Genomic DNA, 22,279 nt, shown 5'->3' with positions numbered 1-22,279 from the left:
CTAGATAAACTAGCGATATGTCGACACGACGCGAACTGCGCTCACCTGAGGACACCCAGCGCCAGCCCACCCGCTGGCTCCGCATCGGAATCCCCGTCGTCCTCATCCTCGTGTGGCTCGTCGGCGGCTCCATCGGCGGCCCGTACTTCGGCAAGGTCGACGAGGTGTCCAGCAACGACCAGTCGGCGTACCTTCCCGAGAGCGCCGATGCGACGGCGGTGAGCGAGCGCCTGCCCGACTTCCTCGGCCAGGACACGATCCCCGCCGTCGTCGTCGTGACGGGGGACGGCGACCTCACCGAGGCGCAGCAGGCCGACATCCAGGACTTCGCCGACCAGATCTCGAGCGTGGAGGGCGTCTCGGGGGATGTCTCGCCGCCGATCATCTCGGAGGACGGCGAGGCGGCCCAGATCTTCGTGCCGATCGACGCCTCGGGTGAGATCGGCGTCACCGTCGAGTCGCTGCGCACGATGATCGAACAGGACCTGCCCGCGGGTCTCGAGGCATGGGTCACGGGCCCCGCCGGGTTCACGGCCGACCTCGTCGAGGGCTTCCTCGGCATCGACGGACTCCTCCTCGGCGTCGCCCTGCTCGCGGTGTTCATCATCCTCGTGATCGTCTACCGCTCTCCGCTCCTGCCGATCCTCGTGCTGCTGACCTCGACCTTCGCGCTGTGCGTCGCCCTGCTGACGGTGTGGTGGCTCGCCAAGGCGGGCATCGTCGTGCTCAACGGCCAGGTGCAGGGAATCCTCTTCATCCTCGTCATCGGTGCGGCGACCGACTACGCGCTCCTCTACGTCGCGCGCTTCCGCGAGGCGATCGCGGAGGGCAGGCCGCGATGGGATGCCACGACCCGGGCATGGCGGGGCGCTTTCGAGCCGATCATCGCCTCGGGCGGCACGGTCATCGCGGGCCTGCTGTGCCTGCTGCTCTCCGACCTCGCGACCAACCGGGCGCTCGGACCCATCGCCGCGATCGGCATCGCCTTCGCGGTGCTGTCCGCCCTCACCTTCCTCCCCGCACTCCTGGCCGTCTTCGGCCGTTCGGCGTTCTGGCCCTTCATCCCCAAGAAGCCGATCGAGCCGCTTCCCGACGATCTCACCCAGGCCGTCAAGGGATTCTGGCCGCGCCAGGCGCGCTTCGTCGCCCGCCGTTCGCGTCCGATCTGGATCATCAGCACGGCACTGCTGCTCACCGCGTCCGCGGGCATCCTCGTGCTGCAGGCCGACGGCGTGCCCTCGAGCGACCTCGTGCTCGGCGCGTCCGAAGCCCGCGACGGGCAGGACGTGCTCGCCGAGCACTTCCCGGCCGGATCGGGCAGCCCCGTGTACGTCGTCGTCCCCGAGGACCAGCTCGCCGAGGCGGCGGCGGTGCTCGACGACAGCGACGGGGTCGACGCGGTGGCCGTGGCATCCGAAGACTCCCCGACGGGTCAGGCGACGATCGAGCTGCAGGACGGCGAGGCCGTGCTGACGGCCCCCGGCCCGCCGGGAACGCCCGCACCCGAGCCGACGGTGTCGGACGGCGACGTGCTCGTGGTCGGGACGCTGACGGATGCCGCGGACTCCGTGGCCGCGGAAGACACCGTGCGCGAGCTCCGCGTTGCCCTGGACGATCAGCTCGGTGAGGGCACGGCCCTCGTCGGCGGCGTGACGGCGACCGACATCGACTCGAACGACACGTCGATCCGCGACCGGACGCTCATCATCCCGGTGGTCCTGCTCGTCATCCTCGTGATCCTCATGCTCCTGCTCCGCGCGATCATCGCCCCGGTGCTGCTGATCCTGAGCGTCATCGTCTCGTTCGGGGCGGCGCTGGGCGTGAGCGCGCTCGTCTTCAACGGCATCTTCCACTTCCCGGGGGCAGACCCCGCGGTGCCGCTGTACGGCTTCGTCTTCCTCGTCGCGCTGGGGGTGGACTACAACATCTTCCTCATGTCGCGTGTACGGGAGGAGACGATCGGGCACGGGACGAGACCCGGCATCCTGCGCGGCCTGGTCGCGACGGGCGGCGTCATCACCTCGGCCGGCCTCGTGCTCGCGGCGACCTTCGCGGCGCTCGGCGTCATCCCGATCCTCTTCCTCGCGCAGCTCGCGTTCATCGTCGCGTTCGGCGTGCTCCTCGACACCTTCGTCGTGCGCTCGCTGCTCGTTCCCGCCGTCTCGTACGACATCGGACGCGCGATCTGGTGGCCCTCGCGGCTCGCAAAGCGGGAGACGGATGCCGCAGCCCGCGGGATCGAGGCATCCGTCGACGACGGCGCCTCCGTCGAGGACGAGGCATCCGTCGTCACCGCTGCCGGATCGCGACGGGAGCGGCGTAACCTCGAAGGATGAGCAAGGCGCTGTTCATCGTCGACGTGCAGAACGACTTCACCGAGGGCGGCGCGCTCGGGGTCGAGGGCGGCGATGCCGTCGCCGAGCGCATCACGCGCTACCTCGGTGCGCACGCTTCGGAGTACGCCGTGATCGTGGCCTCCCGCGACTGGCACGACGCCGAGAACGACAACGGCGGGCACTTCCACCCCGAGCCCGACTTCGTCGACACGTGGCCGGTGCACTGCGTGAGCGGCACGGCGGGCGCCGAGTACGACGAGGGCCTGGACACCTCCGCCGTGACCCACCACGTGAAGAAGGGCCAGGGCAAGCCCGCCTACTCCCTGTTCGAGGGCACCACCGACGAGGGCGCGACGGTTTCGGAGCTGCTGGACGCTGCGGGGGTCGTCGACGTCGATGTCGCGGGAATCGCGACGGACTACTGCGTGCGCGCGTCGGCGCTGGACGCGATCGAGCACGGTCGCCACGTGCGGGTGCTGACCGATCTCGTCGCGGGCGTCGCCGCGCACTCGAGCGACGCCGCGCTCGCCGAGCTCGCCCACGCGGGGGCAGAACTGGCCGAGTCCGGCATCTGACGACCGAGGCGGCCCCGTCTGAGGTACCGTCTTCGGGATCGCGGCTCAGCCGCCGTCCTTCTTGCCCTTGCCCTTGCCGTTGTTGCTGTCGGGGTTGCCGCTGTTGTTGCCCGGACCGCTGTTGGGGTTCGTCGAGCCGGTGTCGCCGACGTTGTCGGTCGGCTGGGTCGATCCGGTGTCGACGGGCGTGGTGCTCTCTGCCGGTGCGGGTTCGGGTCGCGTCGCCGCCGCGATGAGAGTGGCGAGGTCGGTGCGCACGGCATCGATGGCGTTCTGAATGCTCGCCGCGCGGGCGGCCGTCACGAGGTCGTCGTCGATGGCCGAGTCGAGCTGGGTCTGCAGCTCATCCAGCTTCGCGTTCGCCGCGGTCGGATCGCCGCCGGCCGCCATCTGGGCGACCGCAACGACCGAGTCCTGCATCGCGGCGGCGGCGGAGCCGTCGATCGGTCCCGTCGCCGCGCACCCGGTCAGGCCGATGATGAGGGCGGTGCCGGCGAGCGCGGCCGCGAAGCGCCGGCCGATCACGGGGTCACCTCGTCGAGAAGGTCGTTCAGATGGGTGCCGAGCGGCTCCTCGACCGCGGGGAGCGTCGGCGTCGGATCGGGCGCCGAGGCGTTCGAGACCGCGACACCCACCGCGATCGCGATCGCCAGCACGAGGACGAGCGCGATCGCGCTGAGGACGAGGATCCCCTTTCGGCGGCCGGGCGACGCGACAGGCGCCACCGTGGCGGGGTGCTCCTGCGGCAGCACCTGAGTCCGCGTGGGGTCGAGTGGGCGAGGGGGCACGGCCCTGTCGATCGGAGCCGGTGCGACGACGGCGACGGGCTCGGTATGCACCGAGTACGCCGCCGTGAGGGCGGGATCCGCGAAGGCCGCGAGGACCTCTTCCGTGGCGGGGTTCGGCTTGCGCAGTTCGGTCGCCGCGAGGGCCACCTGCAGCGCTGTGGGACGACGATCGGGGTTGGATGCCGTCATCGCCGTCAGCATGGCGCGCCACGTCGGGGGAAGGTCGAGGGGGATCGACGGTGAGACGGTCAGACGCGCCACGATCGCCTCATGCCCCACCGATTCGGCGAAAGCGCGCCGGCCCGTGAGCGCCTCGAGGAGCACGAGGCCGAGTCCGTAGATGTCGGCCGAGGGCGACGGCTTCTCGCCACGCACCTGCTCGGGCGCGAGGTAGGCCGCGGTGCCGATGACGGTGCCGGGCGAGGTCACGCGCGTCGCATCGAGCAGATACGCGATGCCGAAGTCGGTCAGCTTGGCCCGGAATGTGCGGTCGGGGAGAGGGGAGGGCCACAGGAGGATGTTGGAGGGCTTGATGTCGCGGTGCACGACGCCCTTCTCGTGCACGACATGCAGGGCCTCGGCGAGGTCGAGCGCCAGCGCGGCGGCCTCCTCGGGAGGCAGCGCCCCGCCGTCGAGCCGCTCGCGGAGCGTCTTACCCTCGACGTACTCCATGACGAGGTAGCTCGGCTGGGTCGTGGAGATGTGCGCGTCGTACAGCGTGACGAGCGACGGATGGCCGAGCGACGCCAGGAGCGTCGTCTCAGAGCGCACGCGATCGGTCTCGGGAACGCCCTCGGCGGGTCCGCGCATGACCTTGATCGCGACGGTGCGCTGCAGGGCCATGTCTTCCGCCCGGTACACGCGCGCCATGCCGCCCTCGCCGATCGTCTCGTCGAGGCGGTAACGGCCGTCGAGGATGCTGCCGGTGCCGAGATCGGCCGACGTCGCTTTCGTCATTCGTCGGCGACTCGTCGCGGGCGCTCAGGACGGACACTGAGGGGGGTCATGACGTGCAACTTACCTGGCGGCGCATGACCGCAGGAGGCGCTTGACTTGTCTGTCGATCGGTGGCACGGGCCCACGAATCGGGTGTGGGCCCCGTGGGCTCGAAGCCGTGCTTATCGGGCTGCGATCTCGACGATACGAGGCCCAGGAATGGCGAAGGAGGACGCCCGGGGGCGTCCTCCTTCGCCATGCGTGGGCCCCGTGGGGCTCGAACCCACGACCCGCGGATTAAAAGTCCGATGCTCTACCGACTGAGCTAGAGGCCCGCGACGTATAAGCCTACTTGGCGGTTCGCGTGGTCAGAATCCCTCAGCGGAGGGTGAGCGGGATCACGGCGAGCCCGACCGTGACGGGCGCGGCGATGAGCCCGAGCAGCACGAACTGCTTCCACGACACCGTCACGCCCACCGCGGTCAGGCGGCTGTGCCAGAGGATCGTCGCGAGCGAGGCCCACGGCGTGATGAGCGGCCCGGCATTGACCCCGACCAGGAGCGCCCCGAGTCGCGCGGGGGAGTCCGCGACCCCCTCGAGCGCGAGATAGGCCGGGAGGTTGTTGACGGCGTTGGCGCCCAGCATCCCGACTCCCGAAAGCCGCCAGAGCGCGACCGGATCGTCGCCCGTCCTGCTGAGCCCTTCGAGAACCGTGCGCGCGCCGAGCGATTCGAGCACGCCCACGGCGAGGAACAGGCCGCTCGCGAAGACGATGAGCTGCCACGGCAGGAGCGACGGCCGCAGGGCCCGAGGGAAACGCCACAGGAAGACGATGACGAGCACCACCGCCGCGCCGAGCGCCGGAATCCAGGGCGGGATGCCCGAGACCAGCAGCGGCAGCAGCACCACGACGACACCGCCCGCGACCCACGACAGCATCCGGTCCCCGATCGCAGGTGCCGGTGCGAGTGAGAACCGTCCGCGCAGCCGGCGATGGAACGCGATCCACAGGAGCGCGACAGTCACCGCGATCGCGACGAGGGCCGAAGCGCCCAGGAGCGCGACGAACGCGCCGACGTCGATGCCGAGCCGCTCCACCGCGAGCAGGTTCGTGAGGTTCGACACCGGCAGGACCAGCGAGGCGGTGTTGGCGAGCCAGACGGTCGTGAAGGCGAAGGGCAGCGGATCGAGGCGGTGGGCGCGCGCGACGGCCACGACGACGGGAGTGAAGAGGACGGCTGTCGTGTCGAGCGAGAGGAACGCCGTCGAGAGGATGGCGAGGCCGACGATGAGCAGCCACAGGAGCCACACGCGTCCTTTCGCGATACGCGCGAGGAATGCCGACGCGACATCGAAGATGCCCGCGCCGGCGGCGAGTTCGGCGACGACGGTGATGGCGACGACGAAGAGCAGGATCGGCCAGACGCGGTCGGCGATGACGAGCACATCCGACATGGGCATGATCCCGAGGGCGACGGCACCTGCGCTGAGGAGCAGGAGGACGCCCCCGATGATCGCGATCGGCACGAGGACAATCCTGGCGCCTCGCGGGGCGTCCTCCGACCACGCACGCGAAAGGGGCGGCCCGGATGGGCCGCCCCTCAGCGTTCGTCAGACCGATTACTGAGCCGGGGGCATCAGCACCGAGTCGATGAGGTAGACGACGGCGTTGGCGGTCTGGACGCCACCGCAGATCACGTTCGCGCCGTTGACCATGAGGCTGTCACCGCTGCCGGTGACTTCGAGGTCCGCACCCTGCACGGTGGTGTGCGTGCCGACGATCTCGTCCGGCGCGATCTTGCCGGGCACGACGTGGTACGTGAGGATCGACGAGAGGGTCGCCGAGTCGGTCTTGAGCGCCTCGATGGTGGCCGGGTCGATCTTCGCGAAGGCGTCGTCGACCGGGGCGAAGACCGTGAACTCGCTGCCGTTCAGGGTGTCGACGAGGTTCACGTCGGGGTTGAGCTTGCCGCTGACCGCAGACACGAGGGTCGTGAGGAGCGGGTTGTTGGATGCCGCGACCGCCACCGGGTCCTGCGCCATGCCCGCGATCGAGCCGCCGCCGTCCGGCACGGCGTCCGCGTAGTCCTGGCAGCCGGGGCCGACGAGGTTCGCGGCCGGGTCCATCGTCTCCGCCGTCATCGAGGGCGACGACTCCGTGGTCGGCGCCGACGACGACATCGTGTCGTCGGTCGTGCCGCCGCTGCTCGAGCTGCATGCCGAAAGGGCGAGCGCCGCGGCGAAGGCGAGCGAGAGTCCAGCTGCGATGTGGGTCTTCTTGGTGAGCATGAGTTCCTCCGTTGTCGGGGACCGCTGCGGCCCCAATGGACACCCCGGTGCTCCGGGTGGTGCGCCGTTGAGCGGCGTACACGGGCTGTTCGAGGCATCCGTCCGAACGGATTGGAAATCGACGGGAATCCGATCGATGACGTCGGGGGCCAATCCGAACGGAGCGCGGGCTCGAACTACTCGCAGAGGGTGAGGAGAAAACCCCGCAGAGGGGGAGGAGAACCGCGTCTCACCGGGCACGGGAGTCTACTCGCTCACTTTCCCGGGAGACAGTCGGCCGAGTCGACTAGGGCGAAGGGGGTGGCTAGGGCATGCTGATGGATGTGGTGATCGACGATGTGGACGTGTCGGAAGACGGTCCGGAGCGCATCGATCACGTTGCCGACCTCCTCGCACGCATCGTCGACGGCGACCAGACAGCATTCGCGCGCCTCTACGACATGCTCGCCTCCCGCGTCTTCGGCCTCATCCTCCGCGTGCTCGTAGACCGGGCGCAGAGCGAGGAAGTGCTGCAGGAGGTCTTCCTCGAGGTGTGGCAATCCGCCGGCAAGTTCGCTCCGAATAAGGGGCAGGGGAGAGCGTGGGTTCTCACGATCGCGCACCGACGTGCCGTCGACCGAGTTCGGTCGTCGCAGGCCAGTGCCGATCGCGACGTCCGCATAGGCTTCCGCGATCTTGACGTCGCTCATGACGGTGTCGCCGAACAGGTGGAACTGCGCATCGAGGGACGACGGGTCGCGAAGGCCGTCGCAACGCTCCCGGAGGCGCAGCGCGAGGCCATCACGCTGGCGTACTTCGGCGGCTACTCTCAGAGCGAGATCGCCGCGCTCGTCGGAGCTCCCCTGGGAACGATAAAGACAAGGATGCGCGACGGACTGTCGCGCCTGCGTACCGAGATGGGGGTGACATCGTGAACGTGCAGGAATTCGCCGAGCTGGCCGCAGGCCACGCGCTCCACGCGCTGTCGCCCGAAGACGAGCGCGCCTTCCAGGCCGCGCTCGCCGAGCACCCCGACTGGGCGGTCATCGTCGACGCGGATGTCGCGACCGCGGCGCACCTCGGTGACGCCGTCGATGCCGTGGCCCCGCCGCTCGCGCTGCGCGGTCAGCTGCTCTCGCGGATCTCGGGCGGTACCGGCACCGACGGCCTCGTCGAGCCGTTTCCCCCGGACGACGAGCCGAGGCGTGCCGCCGAGCCGCTCCCCGTGGACGACGAGCCGCGGCGCGCCGCCGAGCCGCCGCCGTCGACGGAGGCCGTCCAGACGGTGGCCCGGCGCAACTGGACCCGCGGGCTGCTCGCACTCGCGGCATCCTTCGTCCTCCTCATTGCCCTGGGAACGACCGCGGTCGTCATCGGCGACCGGCTTCGCGAGCCCGCGTCGATCACGGCGCTCAACCAGATCGAAGACGCCGAGGACTCGCAGGCCGCCACCGCCGAGGTCGCCGGCGGCGGAACAGCCACCGCGCACTGGTCGGAGTCGCTCGGCAAGGTCGTGCTCGTGACCGACGGCGTCTCGAAGCCCGAGAGCGGTAAGACCTACGAGCTGTGGTTCGTGCGCGGCGACACCCCCGTGGCCGCCGGCGTCTTCAGCCCCGACCGCGACGGGCAGGCCACAGCGCTCCTCGAGGAGCAGATGCAGCCCGGCGACGTCATCGCCGTGACGGTCGAAGATCGCGGCGGCTCCAAGACGGGGCAGCCGACGACCGATCCGATCGTCACGATCGCGACGGCCTGACGCGGCGTCTGCGCCTCCCGGTAGCCTCGATCCGTGGCATCCGGTCGTCCTGAGCAGACCCCGCAGACGCTCGTGCATCTGCGCCGCGCGCGCGACCTCATGGACCGCGACTATGCGCTGCCCCTCGACGTGCCGACGATGGCCGCGAGAGCGCTCATGAGTCCCGCGCACTTCTCGCGCGAGTTCAAGACCGCCTACGGCGAGACGCCCTACGCCTACCTCATGACACGGCGCATCGAGCGCGCGATGGCGCTGCTGCGCGCGGGCTCTTCGGTGACGGATGCCTGTACCGCCGTCGGTGCGACATCGCTGGGCTCGTTCAGCTCGGCGTTCACCGAGATGGTCGGCGAGACGCCGAGCGCGTACCGCGCACGACCGCATGAGGCCGCCGAGGCGATGCCGCTGTGCATCGCGAAGCTCCTCACGCGGCCCACGCGGTACGCCTGACAGACCGCTGTCCGAGGGCGCCGCGGATCGAGCAGGATCGGAGAAGCGCCGCCTGCGGGGCTGGCCTACCGTGGCATCCATGACCGACATCTCACTCGCCTACAGCCCCATCACCGTCGACGACGTCGACGCGGCCATCCCCTTCTACCGTGACGGACTCGGACTCGAGATCGTCAACGACGTCGCCTACGACGGCCACCGCTGGGTGAGCTTCGGCTTTCCCGGTCAGCCCGGCCTCTCGCTCGTCGTCTCGGATCCGAGCGCGGGCCGCTCGCCGGAGGACGGCGACGCGCTGACGCGGCTCGTCGTCAAGGGCTCGGGCCCCGGGCCCTACGTCTTCTCGACGAAAGACCTCGACGCGACGTTCGAGCGGCTGCGCGCCTTCGGTGCGGAGGTGCTCCAGGAGCCCATCGACCAGGGGTGGGGAGCTCGGGATGCCGCGTTCCGCGACCCCGCCGGCAACCACATCCGGATCAACCAGGCCTGAGGTCGAGGCTCCGCCGATGTGCCTCCCCTGGATGGTGCCCGCGCGTGACGCCGTGCCCGCGCGCGACGAGGCATTCGCCCTCGCCGCGGCGGCGCCGGTGCTCGTCGCCGCCGGTAGCCTTGAGCGGGTGAGCGACGGATCGAGGGACTACCACAAGCCGGTGCGCCGCCCCGCGGAGCTGTTCGATCGGCTGTTCTCGGCCGAGGATCCGGCCGAGGTGTCGCGCGTCGCCCACTCCACGGCCCAGGCTCTGCTCTCACGGGTGCGCGCTGACCGCAGCGGCGAAGTGGTCGACCGGCTCGTCGCCTTCACGACCGAGCACGGTATCGACGACATCGCCGAACTGTGGTCGCGGTCGCCCGCGAAGACGTTGCCGGGCGCCCTGTGGCGGCTGTACCTGCTGCAACTCATGATCCACGACGACGCGCAGACGGCGGCCCTGCTCTACGAGCGGGGGAGGACCGAGCTGCGCTCGGCCGACGCCGTCGTGGCGGGCGCCCCCGTGCCGGCCGGCCCCGATGAGCTCGTGACGCTCATCGACACCATCATGCGCGGGCTCTTCGAGGGCGACTTCGCCGTCGCCCTCGAGCGCGCCGCGGCGTTCTGCCGCGTGCAAGCGTCGGGGGCGACGCACCTCGCCGACGACTACGAGGCCACCGAGCCCGAACGCGCCTCGGCCTTCACCACGCGTGCCCTGCGCCTGTCGGACTACGCGAGCGACCTCACGGCGTGCGCCGCGCTGTGGCGCCGCGACGCGCTGACCTGAGCGGCCGCCGACGCGGTTCCACAGGGCGCCGGCGACGGCGTCCGGGTACGAAAGTGCCGGGCCGCAGAACGCCTCTCGGCGCAAGGCCGCTCGCGGCGGCAGAAGATGGAGCCCGGGGTTACTGCGGCCCGGCTAAGACAGTCTAACCGAGGGTCGGGGACGGGTATTCCCGCCGCGTAGGCTTCGATCATGGCTTGGCGCTTCGCTCTCATGATCGACCCCGCGGCATCCGATGATTCCCGCGAAGACTTCTCCGAGACCTTCACGGTCGTCGACCCGACGACCCCCGCCCTGAGCGTCGGCGAGCTCAGCACGCAGCGCGGCGACGGCATCTTCGAGTCGATCGGGGTCGTCGATGGCCACGCGCAGGAGGTCGGCCCGCACCTCGACCGCCTCGCGCACTCGGCGGCCCTCTGCGACCTGCCTGTGCCGAACCGCGAGCAGTGGCGCCAGGCGATCGTCCGTGCGGCGGCGGAGAGCCCCGCCGAGGGGGAGGGCGTGATCAAGCTCATCCTCAGCCGCGGCGTGGAGCACGGCCCCGCGCCGACGGCATGGGCCACCACCGCGCAGGCGCCGGACAACTCGGCGGCGCGCACCCGCGGCATCCGTGTCGTGACCCTCGATCGCGGCTACGACAGCGACGCGCCCGCGCGCGCCCCGTGGCTGCTCCTCGGCGCCAAGACCCTGTCGTACGCCGTCAACATGGCCGCGATCCGCGAGGCGAAGAGGCGGGGAGCGGATGACGCGATCTTCGTCTCGAGCGACGGCTTCGTGCTCGAGGCGCCGACCGCGTCGGTGGTGCTGCGCTTCGGCGACCGGTTCGTCACGCCCGAGCCGGCGGGCGCGATCCTCCACGGCACGACGCAGATCAGCCTCTTCGACCATCTCCGCGACACCGGTCACGAGGTCGCCTACGAGCAGATCCCCACGGCGGAGCTGCCGAAGGCGGATGCCGCGTGGCTCCTCTCCAGCATCCGGCTCGCCGCTCCCCTGACGTCGATCGACGGCGCCGCGATCCCGGTGGACGCCGAGCTCACGGCATCCTTCAACGACTATCTGCTGAGCCCCAGGGACTGAACCGCCCCGACCCGGTCGCTCTGCGCCCGATCGAGCGGAGGTCGTGACGGGAAGGGAGGGCCGAAACGCGGCATCCCGCCCTCCCTTCCGGCGAGCACCTCCGCTCGTTCGGGGCGAGGCCGGATCAGCCCCCGCGCGAAAGGCGAAACGCCGGCCCCGCGAGGGAGCCGGCGTCGCCGTGATGGGGTGCTGCCGGGCCTCACCCGAAGCGGCCCGAGACGTAGTCCTCGGTCGCCTGCACGGTCGGCGTCGTGAAGATCGCGGTCGTGTCGTTGTACTCGATGAGCTTGCCGGGCTTGCCGGTGCCGGCGATGTTGAAGAAGGCCGTCTTGTCGGACACCCGCGAGGCCTGCTGCATGTTGTGGGTCACGATGACGACGGTGTAGTCGTTCTTCAGCTCGTCGATGAGCTCCTCGATCGCGTAGGTCGAGATGGGATCGAGGGCCGAGCACGGCTCGTCCATGAGGAGCACGTCGGGCGAGACGGCGATCGCGCGGGCGATGCACAGACGCTGCTGCTGTCCGCCCGAGAGGCCCGAGCCGGGCTTGTCGAGGCGGTCCTTGACCTCGTTCCACAGGTTCGCACCGCGCAGCGACTTCTCGACGAGCGCGTCGGCGTCGGAGCGGGAGATGCGCTTGTTGTTGAGCTTGACGCCCGCGAGCACGTTCTCTTTGATCGACATGGTCGGGAAGGGGTTGGGGCGCTGGAACACCATGCCCACCTGGCGGCGCACGAGCACGGGGTCGACGCCCGGACCGTAGAGGTTGTCGCCGTCCAGGAGCACCTCGCCCTCGACGCGGGCGCCCGGAATGACCTCGTGCATGCGATTGAGGGTGCGCAGGAACGTCGACTTGCCGCAGCCGGAGGGGCCGATGAAGGCCGTCACGCTGCGGGGCTCGATGGAGAGGGAAACGCCCTCGACGGCGAGGAAGTCGCCGTAGTAGACGTTGAGGTCGTTGACTTCGATGCTCTTGGACAAGGCTCTGGTTCTTTCGGGTGAGAGGGTCAGCGACCGGTCTTGGGGGAGAACACCTTCGCGACGAGGCGCGCGACGAGGTTCAGGACCATGACGATGAGGATGAGCGTGAGCGCGGCGGCCCAGGCGCGGTCGGTGTACGCCTCGGGCGGGATGCCCTGGTTGGCGTACTCGGTGTAGGTGAAGACGGGGAGCGTCTGCATGCGGCCGTTGAAGAGGTCGTAGTTCATGCTGTTCGTGAAGCCCGCCGTGATGAGCAGTGGGGCCGTCTCGCCGATGACGCGCGAGATCGAGAGCATGATGCCCGTCGTGATACCGGCGATCGAGGTGGGGAGGACGACCTTGACGATCGTCCGCCACTTCGGCACGCCCAGGGCGTACGCCGCCTCGCGCAACTCGTTGGGGACGAGGCGCAGCATCTCCTCGGTCGAGCGCACGACGACGGGGATCATCAGCACCGAGAGCGCGATGGATCCCATGAACCCCATGCGGATGCCGGGGCCGAAGAAGAGCGCGAAGAGGGCGTAGGCGAACAGACCCGCGACGATCGAGGGGATGCCGGTCATGACGTCGACGAGGAACGTGATGCCGCGCCCCAGACGCTTGCCCTCGCCGTATTCCACGAGGTACACGGCGGCCATGAGGCCGATCGGGATCGAGATGAGCGCCGCCATGCCGGTGATGAGGACGGTGCCGACGATGGCGTGCAGGACGCCGCCGCCCTCGCCGACGACGTTGCGCATCGACGAGGAGAAGAACTCGGCGTCGAAGCGGTTGATGCCGTTGACCACGACCGTGACCGCGACCGAGATGAGCGGCACCATCGCGATGAGGAACGCCGAGGCGACGACCCCCGTGACGAAACGGTCGACGGCCTTGCGGCGGCTCTCGACGATCGCCGAGATCGTGAAGATCATCGCGAGGTAGAGGACGGCGCTGGAGATGAGCCATCCGGCGATGTTGAGGTCTTCGCCCGATCCCGCCGCGAGGACGCCGAAGACGGCGAGCATCGCGAAGAGGGCGCCGGCGAGGATGACCCACACCGACCAGCGGGGGAGTCGCCCCGTCGTGAGCGTCGACCGGCGGGGCACGACGGTCCGAGGCTGCGGAGGCGTAGCGGTGATGGTCATCAGTTGGCCCCCGAGAATTCCTTGCGACGGTTGACGATCCAACGCGCGACGAAGTTGACCGCGAATGTCACGACGAACAGGATCAGGCCCGTGGCGATGAGGACGTTGATGTTCGTCCCGTAGGCCTCGGGGAAGGTCAGCGCGATGTTCGCGGCGATCGTCGACGGGTTGGTCGACGTGAAGAGCTGGAAGGTGACGGTGCCCGTCGCCGAGAGCACCATCGCGACGGCCATCGTCTCGCCGAGGGCGCGGCCGAGGCCGAGCATCGACGCCGACACGATGCCGCTGCGCCCGAAGGGCAGCACGGCCATGCGGATCATCTCCCAGCGCGTCGCGCCGAGGGCGAGGGCGGCCTCTTCGTGCAGCACCGGCGTCTGGAGGAAGATCTCGCGGCAGATGGCGGTGATGATCGGGACGACCATGACCGCCAGGACGATGGCCGCGGTGAAGATCGTGCGGCCCGTGGCCGAGACATTGCCGCCGAAGAGCGGGAACCAGCCCATGTTGGCGTTGAGCCACACGTAGACCGGCTGTACGGCGGGGGCGAGCACCAGGATGCCCCACAGGCCGAAGACGACCGACGGCACGGCGGCCAGCAGGTCGACGATGTAGCCGAGGCCGGATGCGATGCGGCGCGGGGCGTAGTGCGTGATGAAGAGGGCGACGCCGAGCGAGAGCGGCACGGCCATGAGGAGCGCGAGGAACGCTGCCCAGATCGTGCCGAAGAGGAGGGGCCAGACGTAGTCCCAGAAGTTCGTCGAGAGGAGGGTCGCGTCGGCGGAGGTGGCGCCGATCGCAGGGATCGACTGGATGATGAGGAACAGTGCGACGGCCGCGAGCGTCACCAGGATCATCGAGCCGGCCGCGAGGGCCGTGCCGGAGAACCAGATATCGCCGGGACGCCTCTTCGCCTCGATGTTCGTCGTGGCTGGTGCGGCGGTCATTTCGTCCGTTCGGGTCGGGGTCCGCATCCGGCCCCGGAGCACCCGCGAGGGGCGCGCCGGGGCCGGAGTGTGGGGTCTTACTTGATCTGGTCGATCACGTCCTGCGCCTTGGTGGCGAGCTCCGACGAGATCGGGGCGCTGCCGGCGTTCTTCGCGGCGGCCTGCTGACCGGCCTCGCTGACGGCGGTCGTGAAGAAGCCCTTGACGAGCTCCGCGGCGGCGGCGTCCTTGTACTCGGCGCAGCCGATGAGGTAGCTGACGAGCATGACGGGGTAGGCGCCGGTGGCCTCGGTGGTGCGGTCGATCTTGAACGCGAGGTCGGTCGCCGCGCGACCCTCCTCGATCGCCGAGGCGTCGAGCGCCTTGGCGGCGCCCTCTGCCGAAGGCTCGACCCACTCCGACCCCACCTGGACGCTGGCCACGCTCAGGTCAGCGGTCTGCGAGTGGTCGGCGTAGCCGATGGTGCCGTTGCCGCCCTTGATGGCGTTGACGACGCCCGAGGTGCCCTGGGCGGCCTCGCCAGCCTGCACGGGCCACTCCTCGACCGAGCCGTACGACCAGACGTCGGCGGCCGACTGCGCGAGGTAGTCGGTGAAGTTGGCCGTCGTGCCCGACTTGTCGGAGCGGTGGACGGGCGTGATGGCGAGGTCGGGGAGCGTGACGCCCGAGTTCGTGGCGGCGATCGCCGGGTCGTTCCAGTTGGTGATCGTGCCCGCGAAGATGCCGGCGATCGTGGCGGGGTCGAGGTTCAGCGCGTCGACGCCCTCGAGGTTGAACGCGATCGCGATCGGCGACACGTAGGCCGGGATCTCGACGATGTCGGAGCCCTCGGCGCACACGTCGAACGGGCCCGCCTCGATTTCCTCGATCTTGAACGCGCGGTCGGAACCGGCGAACTGCACGGCGCCGGACTGGAACGACTCGCGGCCGGTGCCCGAGCCCTGCGGGTCGTAGTTGACGGTGACGTCGGGGTTCGACGTCTGGAACGCGGCGGTCCAAGCCTGGATCGCGACCTGCTGCGACGTGGCGCCCGAGCCGTTCAGGGTGCCGGACAGCGCCGGGCCCGAGCTCTCGGCGGGCGTCTCGCCGCCGCTGGTGCTTTCGTTCGAGGCGCATCCGGCGAGCGTGAGGGCCGCGATCGCGGCGACAGCGCCCAGCTGGGCGATGCGAGAGATCTTCACTGTGTGGATCCTTCGGGTGTCAGGGTTGAGAACCCGGTGCAGGGTTCGCCCTGAACGCTAAACAGCGACTCTTACGAGACTGCAGAACGCGGATGAACGGGAGGTGAACGGACCGCGTGAATCCGCCGCCGATTTCTGTGCCGCATCGGGGCGATTCTCCCGTCCGTTAACCCGCGAGGACTAGTGTTCGGCGTATGTCCAAGACCACGAAGCCCGAGCGCCGGGCCATCGCCGCGCTGGAAGACGCCACGGCGGCGGCGAAGTTCGCGAAGCAGGTCGCCAAGACCCTCGACGGCAAGCAGGGCAAGAAGCTGCGAGCCGCGGCCGACGAGGCCAAGAGTGCGGCCCACGTGTCGAAGAAGGCGATCCGCAGACGGCCGAAGAAGGTCGCGAAGCGGGCCGAGAAGGCCGCCGGCATCGCGCTCGCCGCGACCGAGACGGCACTCTCGCGCGAGCAGAAGAAGGCGGCCGCGAAGGCCGAGAAGGCGGCCGCGAAGGTCACGAAGGGCGCGCGGAAGAAGGATGCCGCGAAGAAGGATGCCTCACCCGAGCCCGCCGAGAGCGTGTCGGCGTTCGGCCCCGCCGCCGACGAGCACTCCCTCGAGCCCGCCGAGAGCGTGTCGGCGTTCGGCCCCGCCGCCGACGAGCACTCCCTCGAGCCCGCCGAGACCACGCCGACCGATCTCGACACGCTCACCGTCGCCGCTCTGCGCGACCGCGCCCGCGACGAGGGCCGAACCGGATACTCGCGGCTGACGAAGGCTCAGCTCGTCGAGCTCCTGTCCTGACGTGGCGGCCCTCGCCGCGCAGAGCGCGCTCGACCGCTCGGCGCAGGCGCCGCCGGCCCGCACGCTCCTCGACATCCTCCGCACGACGACGGCACGTCACCCCGAGGCCTCCGCGATCGACGACGGTTCGGGCGCGCTCAGCTACCGCGAGCTGATGGCGCGGGTGGGCCTCACGGCGGCGCGGCTGCACGAGGCGGGCGTGCGCCGCGGCGATCGGGTCGGCGTGCGGGTGGCGTCGGGGTCGAAGGAGCTCTACCTCTCGATCCTCGGGGTCATCGCCGCGGGCGCTGCCTACGTCCCGGTCGACGCCGACGATCCCGATGAGCGCGCGCGGCTCGTCTTCGGCGAAGCCGCCGTCAAGGGCGTCATCACCGGTTCGGGGGAGTACACGCCGCACGAGCAGGCGACGGGGGCCGCGGCATCCGCACCGCTCTTCTCCGGCAAGCATCCGCACCCGAGCACCCACGCGATGGAGGTCGTGCCGCCGCCGCTCGTCGACGACGACGCGTGGATCATCTTCACCTCGGGGTCGACGGGTGTGCCGAAGGGTGTCGCCGTCTCGCACCGGTCGGCCGCCGCATTCGTGGATGCCGAGGCCCGCCTCTTCCTGCAGGAGACGCCGATCGGCCCGGGCGACCGCGTGCTCGCGGGGCTCTCGGTCGCCTTCGACGCGTCGTGCGAGGAGATGTGGCTCGCGTGGCGGCACGGCGCGTGCCTCGTGCCCGCGCCTCGGGCCCTCGTGCGTTCGGGCGAAGACCTCGCGCCGTGGCTCATCCGGCAGTCGATCACGGTCGTCTCGACCGTGCCGACCCTCGCCGCCATGTGGCCGAGCGATTCCATCGAGAACGTGCGCCTGCTCATCTTCGGCGGCGAGGCGTGCCCGCCCGAGCTCGCGGCGCGCCTGGCGTCGGAGGGGCGCGAGGTGTGGAACACCTACGGCCCGACCGAGGCGACGGTCGTGGCGTGCGCGGCGCCCCTCGACGGCTCGACTCCGGTGCGGATCGGCCTGCCCCTCGACGGCTGGGCGCTCGCCGTCGTCGACCGCGAGGGGGAGCGCGTTCCCGAGGGCGGCGTCGGCGAGCTCATCATCGGCGGCGTCGGGCTGGCCCGCTACCTCGATCCGGTGAAGGATCTCGAGAAGTACGCCCCGATGCCGACGCTCGGCTGGGACCGCGCCTACCGCTCCGGCGACCTCGTGCGCTTCGAGCGCGCAGGCCTCGTCTTCCAGGGCCGCGCCGACGACCAGGTGAAGGTCGGCGGCCGGCGCATCGAGCTCGGCGAGGTCGAGTCGGCACTGCAGGACCTTGAGGCCGTGACGGCCGCTGCGGCCGCCGTGCGCACGACCGAAGCGGGCGTGCCCGTGCTCGTCGGGTACCTCGTGGTCGAGGGCGAGCTCGACCGGGCCGCCGCGCGCGCCGAACTCGCCGAGGTGCTCCCGGCCGCGGTCGTCCCGCTCCTCGCGGTCGTCGACGAGCTGCCCGTGCGCACGTCGGGCAAGGTCGACCGCGACGCCCTGCCGTGGCCGCTTCCCGGCATCGAGGTGCCTGCCGTGGGGCTGAGTCCCGCCGAGGCGTGGCTCGCCGAGCAGTGGCAGGCGGTCCTGGGCCTCCCGGTCCCCGACCGCAAGGCCGACTTCTTCGACCTCGGCGGCGGATCGCTGTCGGCCGCGCAGCTCGTCTCGCGCATCCGCCGGCGCGTGCCCGAGTTCTCCGTCGCCGACATCTACGACGTGCCGCGGCTCGGGGCGATGGCCAAGGCTCTCGGCCCGTTCCTCGCCGAGGAGGACTCGGTCTCGTTCCGCCGCCCCGAGCCGACGCCGCGCTCGACGCAGTGGGCGCAGACCCTCATCGGCGCGCCGCTGTTCATCCTGAGCGGCGTGCGCTGGCTGCTCTACCTCCTCACGGCGGGCACGGTCCTGAACCTCGTGCCGGGGTTCGAGGCGCTGCCGTCGGTGCCCTGGTGGGCGCTCGTCGTCGGACTCGTGGTCTTCGCGACGCCGTTCGGGCGCATGGGGGTGGCCGCGGCATCCGCCCGTCTTCTCCTGGCGGGTCTGAAGCCCGGCGACTATCCGCGCGGCGGCACCGTGCACCTGCGCCTGTGGCTCGCCGAGCAGATCGCCGACCAGGTCGACGCGGTGGGTCTCGCGGGGGCGCCGTGGGTGTCGTACTACGCCCGTGCGCTCGGCGCCAAGATCGGGCGCAACGTCGACATGCACACGCTCCCGCCGATCACGGGCATGCTCGAGGTCGGCGACGGCGCGGCGATCGAGCCCGAGGTCGACCTCTCGGGGTACTGGATCGACGGCGACCTCGTGCGGATCGGTCCCGTGCGGGTCGGCGCCGACGCGACGGTCGGCACGCGCAGCACGCTCGCCCCCGGCACGCGGATCGGCCAGCGGGCGCAGATCGCGCCGGGCTCGGCCGTCTTCGGGCGCGTCCGCGCCGACCAGGCGTGGGCCGGTTCGCCCGCCGCCCGCGTCGGCGGCACCGCCTCGGACTGGCCCGGGACGAGGCCGCCGCTTCGGACGCGATGGCTCTGGGCCTACGCGGCATCCGCTCTGCTGCTCGCCCTCCTTCCCCTCGTGTCGTTCGCCGTCGGCGGTCTCGTCATCGCGCAGGGCATCCGCGGTGCGCAGTCGCTCGGCGCGGCCCTGGGCCTGGCGTTCGCGTGGCTCGTGCCGGCGACGCTCGTCGTGGGCGTCGTCTTCGCCGCGGCCGTCGTCGTCCTCGTGAGGCTCTTCTCGATCGGGCTGCACGAGGGCACCTTCCCCATCCGCAGCCGCACCGGCTGGCAGGCGTGGACGATCGAGCGGCTGCTCGACTCCGCGCGCACGATCCTCTTCCCGCTCTACTCGTCGCTGTTCACACCCGTCTGGCTCCGGATGCTGGGGGCCGAGGTCGGACACGATGTCGAGGCATCCACCGTCCTCCTCATCCCCTCGATGACGCGGATCGAAGACGGCGCGTTCCTCGCCGACGACACGATGGTGGCCTCGTACGAGCTGCACCGCGGGTGGATGCGCCTCGGGGCCGTGCGGATCGGCAAGCGCGCGTTCCTCGGCAACTCGGGGATGGCCGCGCCCGGACACCGGGTGCCGCGCGACGGCCTCGTCGCGGTGCTCTCCTCGGCGCCCGTCAAGGCGAAGCCGGGGTCGTCGTGGCTCGGCTCGCCGGCGGTGCGGCTCCGGCGCCTGTCGGCGGAGGGCGACGACCGCCGCACCTACCACCCGCCCGCGCACCTGCGGCTCGCGCGGGCGCTGTGGGAGCTGTGCCGGCTCATACCGGTGTTCGTCACCGTCGCGATCGGGCTCCTCGTGCTGTTCACGCTCGCAGGCCTGCTCGCCGCGGTCGGGCCGGTCTGGACGCTGCTCGCCTCGGGGATCGTCATGCTCGCGGCGGGGGCCGTCGCCGCCGGCGTCTCGGTGGTCGCGAAGTGGCTCATCGTCGGGCCCATCCACGCGGGGGAGCAGCCGCTGTGGTCGAGCTTCGTGTGGCGCACCGAGGTGTCGGACACCTTCACCGAGATGGTCGCGGCGCCGTGGTTCGCGCGGAGCGCCGCGGGGACCCCGGCCCTCGCGGTGTGGCTTCGCGCGCTCGGCGCCACCATCGGGCGCGGCGTCTGGTGCGACAGCTACTGGCTGCCCGAGCCCGACCTCGTGACGCTCGGCGACGGATCCACCGTCAACCGCGGGTGCGTCGTCCAAACGCACCTGTTCCATGATCGGATCATGAGCATGGACACCGTCGAACTGCAGCCGGGCGCGACACTCGGTCCGCACAGCGTGATCCTGCCCGCCGCCATGATCGGCGCCCACGCGACGGTCGGACCCGCGTCCCTCGTCATGCGCGGCGAGACCGTGCCGATCGGCTCGCGCTGGAGCGGCAACCCCATCGGACCGTGGCGCGCCGTCAAGGTGCGCGCCTACCAGTCGACATCGTGAGGCCGCACGACCCCTACGCCCCGCAGAGCGGGGATCCGACCTTCGACGTCGAGTCGTACGACCTCGACATCGCGTATCGTGTGCGCACGAACCGCCTGGAGGGGCGCGCGATCATCAACGCCGTCGCGGCGGTCGACACGCGCTCGATCGCCCTCGACCTGGTGGGGCTCAAGGCCACGCGCGTGCGCATCGACGGCGACCCCCGCACGACGGTGCGACCCGGGCCGCGGAAGATCCGCGTCATCCCGCCGCAGCCCCTGGTCGCGGGGGAGGCGTTCTCGATCGAGGTCGTGTACTCGGGCGCCCCGGCGCCGCGCCGCTCGCGCTGGGGCGCGATCGGCTGGGAGGAACTCGACGACGGCTCGCTCGTCGCAGGTCAGCCCACAGGCGCGCCGACGTGGTTCCCGTGCAACGACAGGCCCGACGACCGTGCCGCGTACCGCATCGCCGTGACGACCGAGGACGGCTACCACGTGGCCGCGACCGGACGGCACGTCGCGACGCGGCGCGAGAGCGGCGGCCGCACCCGGTGGGAGTTCGATTCTGCCCTGCCGGTGGCCACCTATCTCGCCGCCGTCCACATCGGCCGCTACCGCGAGACCGCGATCGGACCGGCGACCGTCGTGCGGCCGCCCGCGCTCGCGGGCCGCGCGGCGTATGCCTTCCGGGATCTGCCGCGCATGCTCGCGCTCTTCGACGAGAGCTTCGGGCCGTATCCGCAGGATGCCTGCACCATCGTCGTGACCGAGGACCCCCTCGAGATCCCGCTCGAGGCCCAGGGTCTCGCCGTCTTCGGGTCCAACCACCTCGACCCCGACTCCGAGCGCCTCATCGCCCATGAGCTCGCGCACCAGTGGTTCGGCAACAGCGTCGGGATCGGGCACTGGCGCGACATCTGGCTCAACGAAGGCTTCGCCTGCTACGCCGAGTGGCTGTGGTCGGAGGCCTCCGGCGGCCCGTCTGCGGCCCGGCTCGCCGCGGAGCATCACGCGAGGCTGCGCCGCGAGCCGCAGGACCTGCTCCTGACCGACCCCGGCCCCGACCTCATGTTCGACGACCGGGTCTACAAGCGCGGCGCGCTGACCCTGCACGCCCTGCGTCTGCGGGTGGGGGATGCCGCGTTCTTCGCCGTGCTGCGCCGGTGGGCCGCGCAGCACCGGCACGCCCTCGTCACGACCGACGACTTCCGCCGCTGCGTCGAGGAGGTCACCGGCGCCGACCCGGGCCCCCTCCTCACGCCGTGGCTCGATCGGACGCCTCTCCCACCCCTCCCTTGAGCCGCGAGACTTCGCTTCGGGGGCTCGGCACGCCGTGTCGCGCCACCGTTCCTGAAGTGTCGCGGAGGGGAGGAGGGGCAGAAGAGACCCGCGGACGGACGGCGGCGCTCACGACGAGGGCGGACGGGACGGCGGCGTCGGTGCCGAGGAAGATGCCTCCGCCCGGCACGGCAGCCGTCCACCCGCTGGGCGTCTCCTTGATCCGCACGGCGGCCGGGTCCACGCGAAGGCCGCGCCCGTCGGCCTTCAGTGCCGCCTCGACCCGGGTCCAGGAGCGGACGGATGCCTCGCCCCGGCCGAGCAGGCCGTGCATGCCCGCCGCCTCCCGGCGCGGATCGTCGGCGAGTTCGGCATCCACGCCGATCGCCGAGACCGCCGTCGCGTCTCCGACGGCGACGACCGCGAAGTCACCGGCGTAGGAGACGCTCGCGACGAAGGCCGCGCCCTCGACGCGCACGGCGCCGTGCGGTCCGCCGCATCGCGCGCACGGGTTGCTGAGCCGCGCCCTCGCGGGGAGGAGTTCGCGCAGCAGCCCCCACGCCGCCTCGCGGCGCGGCATCCCGTCCGCGATCCTCCGCCACGCGACGTCCACGTCGTCCACGTCGGC

At 71.0% G+C, this 22,279-nt stretch carries 20 protein-coding genes and 1 tRNA gene; 11 read left to right on the top strand and 10 right to left on the bottom strand.

The annotated features are described in order from the left end of the window. The first annotated feature begins 17 nt into the window (after nucleotides 1-17). Both ACSBPH_RS05600 and ACSBPH_RS05595 read left to right on the top strand, forming a co-directional pair. Nucleotides 18-2,336, top strand: coding sequence for an MMPL family transporter (locus ACSBPH_RS05600; protein WP_442576609.1), 2,319 nt, complete (start codon nucleotides 18-20; stop codon nucleotides 2,334-2,336). Further along, nucleotides 2,333-2,911, top strand: coding sequence for an isochorismatase family protein (locus ACSBPH_RS05595; protein ID WP_442576608.1), 579 nt, complete (start codon nucleotides 2,333-2,335; stop codon nucleotides 2,909-2,911). Before ACSBPH_RS05600 ends, ACSBPH_RS05595 begins: the two co-directional genes overlap by 4 nt. A 45-nt stretch (nucleotides 2,912-2,956) precedes the next feature. On the opposite strand, the gene ACSBPH_RS05590 is transcribed toward ACSBPH_RS05595, so the two are convergent. The 5 genes from ACSBPH_RS05590 to ACSBPH_RS05570 all read right to left on the bottom strand — a co-directional run bounded on the left by ACSBPH_RS05590 (nucleotide 2,957) and on the right by ACSBPH_RS05570 (nucleotide 6,924). Then, complete coding sequence (locus ACSBPH_RS05590) at nucleotides 2,957-3,436, bottom strand: hypothetical protein (RefSeq protein WP_442576607.1); 480 nt, start codon at nucleotides 3,434-3,436, stop codon at nucleotides 2,957-2,959. Next, nucleotides 3,433-4,656: a protein kinase domain-containing protein gene (locus ACSBPH_RS05585; protein WP_442576606.1), complete on the bottom strand. Its 1,224-nt coding sequence runs from the start codon at nucleotides 4,654-4,656 to the stop codon at nucleotides 3,433-3,435. Before ACSBPH_RS05585 ends, ACSBPH_RS05590 begins: the two co-directional genes overlap by 4 nt. Before the next feature lie 241 nt (nucleotides 4,657-4,897). Further along, nucleotides 4,898-4,970, bottom strand: a tRNA-Lys gene (locus ACSBPH_RS05580). A gap of 43 nt (nucleotides 4,971-5,013) precedes the next feature. Then, on the bottom strand, nucleotides 5,014-6,162 hold the full coding sequence (locus tag ACSBPH_RS05575) for an SLC13 family permease (protein ID WP_442576605.1): 1,149 nt from the start codon (nucleotides 6,160-6,162) through the stop codon (nucleotides 5,014-5,016). A 93-nt stretch (nucleotides 6,163-6,255) separates the two neighbouring features. After that, nucleotides 6,256-6,924, bottom strand: coding sequence for a fasciclin domain-containing protein (locus tag ACSBPH_RS05570; protein ID WP_442576604.1), 669 nt, complete (start codon nucleotides 6,922-6,924; stop codon nucleotides 6,256-6,258). Nucleotides 6,925-7,235: 311 nt separating this feature from the next. On the opposite strand from ACSBPH_RS05570, the gene sigK reads away from it, so the two are divergent. The 6 genes from sigK (at nucleotide 7,236) to ACSBPH_RS05540 (ending at nucleotide 11,436) form a co-directional block, all read left to right on the top strand. Next, on the top strand, nucleotides 7,236-7,838 hold the full coding sequence (sigK, locus tag ACSBPH_RS05565; RefSeq protein WP_442576603.1) for an ECF RNA polymerase sigma factor SigK: 603 nt from the start codon (nucleotides 7,236-7,238) through the stop codon (nucleotides 7,836-7,838). Beyond that, entirely contained in the window at nucleotides 7,835-8,659 is an 825-nt protein-coding gene (locus ACSBPH_RS05560; RefSeq protein ID WP_442576602.1) for an anti-sigma factor, read from the top strand. Before sigK ends, ACSBPH_RS05560 begins: the two co-directional genes overlap by 4 nt. 99 nt (nucleotides 8,660-8,758) lie before the next feature. Next, complete coding sequence (locus ACSBPH_RS05555) at nucleotides 8,759-9,106, top strand: helix-turn-helix transcriptional regulator (RefSeq protein ID WP_442577248.1); 348 nt, start codon at nucleotides 8,759-8,761, stop codon at nucleotides 9,104-9,106. A 79-nt stretch (nucleotides 9,107-9,185) separates the two neighbouring features. Continuing rightward, a complete protein-coding gene (locus ACSBPH_RS05550; protein WP_442576601.1) occupies nucleotides 9,186-9,593 on the top strand; it encodes a VOC family protein in 408 nt (135 codons plus the stop codon). A gap of 127 nt (nucleotides 9,594-9,720) precedes the next feature. Beyond that, entirely contained in the window at nucleotides 9,721-10,359 is a 639-nt protein-coding gene (locus tag ACSBPH_RS05545; RefSeq protein WP_442577247.1) for a DNA-directed RNA polymerase subunit beta, read from the top strand. A gap of 189 nt (nucleotides 10,360-10,548) precedes the next feature. Further along, a complete protein-coding gene (locus tag ACSBPH_RS05540; RefSeq protein WP_442576600.1) occupies nucleotides 10,549-11,436 on the top strand; it encodes an aminodeoxychorismate lyase in 888 nt (295 codons plus the stop codon). 199 nt (nucleotides 11,437-11,635) lie between these two features. Here the strand turns inward: ACSBPH_RS05540 and pstB are convergent, their stop codons facing one another. The 4 genes from pstB to pstS all read right to left on the bottom strand — a co-directional run bounded on the left by pstB (nucleotide 11,636) and on the right by pstS (nucleotide 15,667). Continuing rightward, a complete protein-coding gene (gene pstB, locus ACSBPH_RS05535) occupies nucleotides 11,636-12,415 on the bottom strand; it encodes a phosphate ABC transporter ATP-binding protein PstB (RefSeq protein WP_442576599.1) in 780 nt (259 codons plus the stop codon). Nucleotides 12,416-12,441: 26 nt separating this feature from the next. After that, complete coding sequence (gene pstA / locus ACSBPH_RS05530) at nucleotides 12,442-13,542, bottom strand: phosphate ABC transporter permease PstA (RefSeq protein ID WP_442576598.1); 1,101 nt, start codon at nucleotides 13,540-13,542, stop codon at nucleotides 12,442-12,444. Continuing rightward, complete coding sequence (gene pstC, locus ACSBPH_RS05525) at nucleotides 13,542-14,486, bottom strand: phosphate ABC transporter permease subunit PstC (protein ID WP_442576597.1); 945 nt, start codon at nucleotides 14,484-14,486, stop codon at nucleotides 13,542-13,544. The genes pstA and pstC overlap by 1 nt, the downstream gene beginning before the upstream one ends. 77 nt (nucleotides 14,487-14,563) lie before the next feature. Then, nucleotides 14,564-15,667, bottom strand: a complete 1,104-nt coding sequence (gene pstS, locus ACSBPH_RS05520) for a phosphate ABC transporter substrate-binding protein PstS (RefSeq protein WP_442576596.1) — start codon at nucleotides 15,665-15,667, stop codon at nucleotides 14,564-14,566. Between the two features lie 194 nt (nucleotides 15,668-15,861). On the opposite strand from pstS, the gene ACSBPH_RS05515 reads away from it, so the two are divergent. From ACSBPH_RS05515 to ACSBPH_RS05505, 3 genes are read left to right on the top strand one after another with little or no spacing between them, the layout of a single operon-like run. Continuing rightward, a complete protein-coding gene (locus ACSBPH_RS05515; protein WP_442576595.1) occupies nucleotides 15,862-16,455 on the top strand; it encodes a hypothetical protein in 594 nt (197 codons plus the stop codon). Between the two features lies 1 nt (nucleotide 16,456). Then, nucleotides 16,457-20,395 (top strand): Pls/PosA family non-ribosomal peptide synthetase, encoded by a 3,939-nt coding sequence (locus ACSBPH_RS05510; RefSeq protein WP_442576594.1) that lies wholly within the window; start codon nucleotides 16,457-16,459, stop codon nucleotides 20,393-20,395. Continuing rightward, the gene (locus tag ACSBPH_RS05505; RefSeq protein WP_442576593.1) at nucleotides 20,392-21,672 is read left to right on the top strand and encodes a M1 family metallopeptidase; all 1,281 of its coding nucleotides are present in this window, start codon (nucleotides 20,392-20,394) and stop codon (nucleotides 21,670-21,672) included. The genes ACSBPH_RS05510 and ACSBPH_RS05505 overlap by 4 nt, the downstream gene beginning before the upstream one ends. Here the strand turns inward: ACSBPH_RS05505 and ACSBPH_RS05500 are convergent. After that, nucleotides 21,629-22,273 (bottom strand): 4'-phosphopantetheinyl transferase family protein, encoded by a 645-nt coding sequence (locus tag ACSBPH_RS05500; protein WP_442576592.1) that lies wholly within the window; start codon nucleotides 22,271-22,273, stop codon nucleotides 21,629-21,631. The two genes, ACSBPH_RS05505 and ACSBPH_RS05500, sit on opposite strands and share 44 nt — an antisense overlap. Between the last annotated feature and the right edge of the window lie 6 nt (nucleotides 22,274-22,279).

The sequence above is a fragment of the Microbacterium sp. F51-2R genome (assembly GCF_052180235.1).
GTDB lineage: Bacteria > Actinomycetota > Actinomycetes > Actinomycetales > Microbacteriaceae > Microbacterium.
This window is presented reverse-complemented; position numbering and strand designations above follow the sequence as displayed.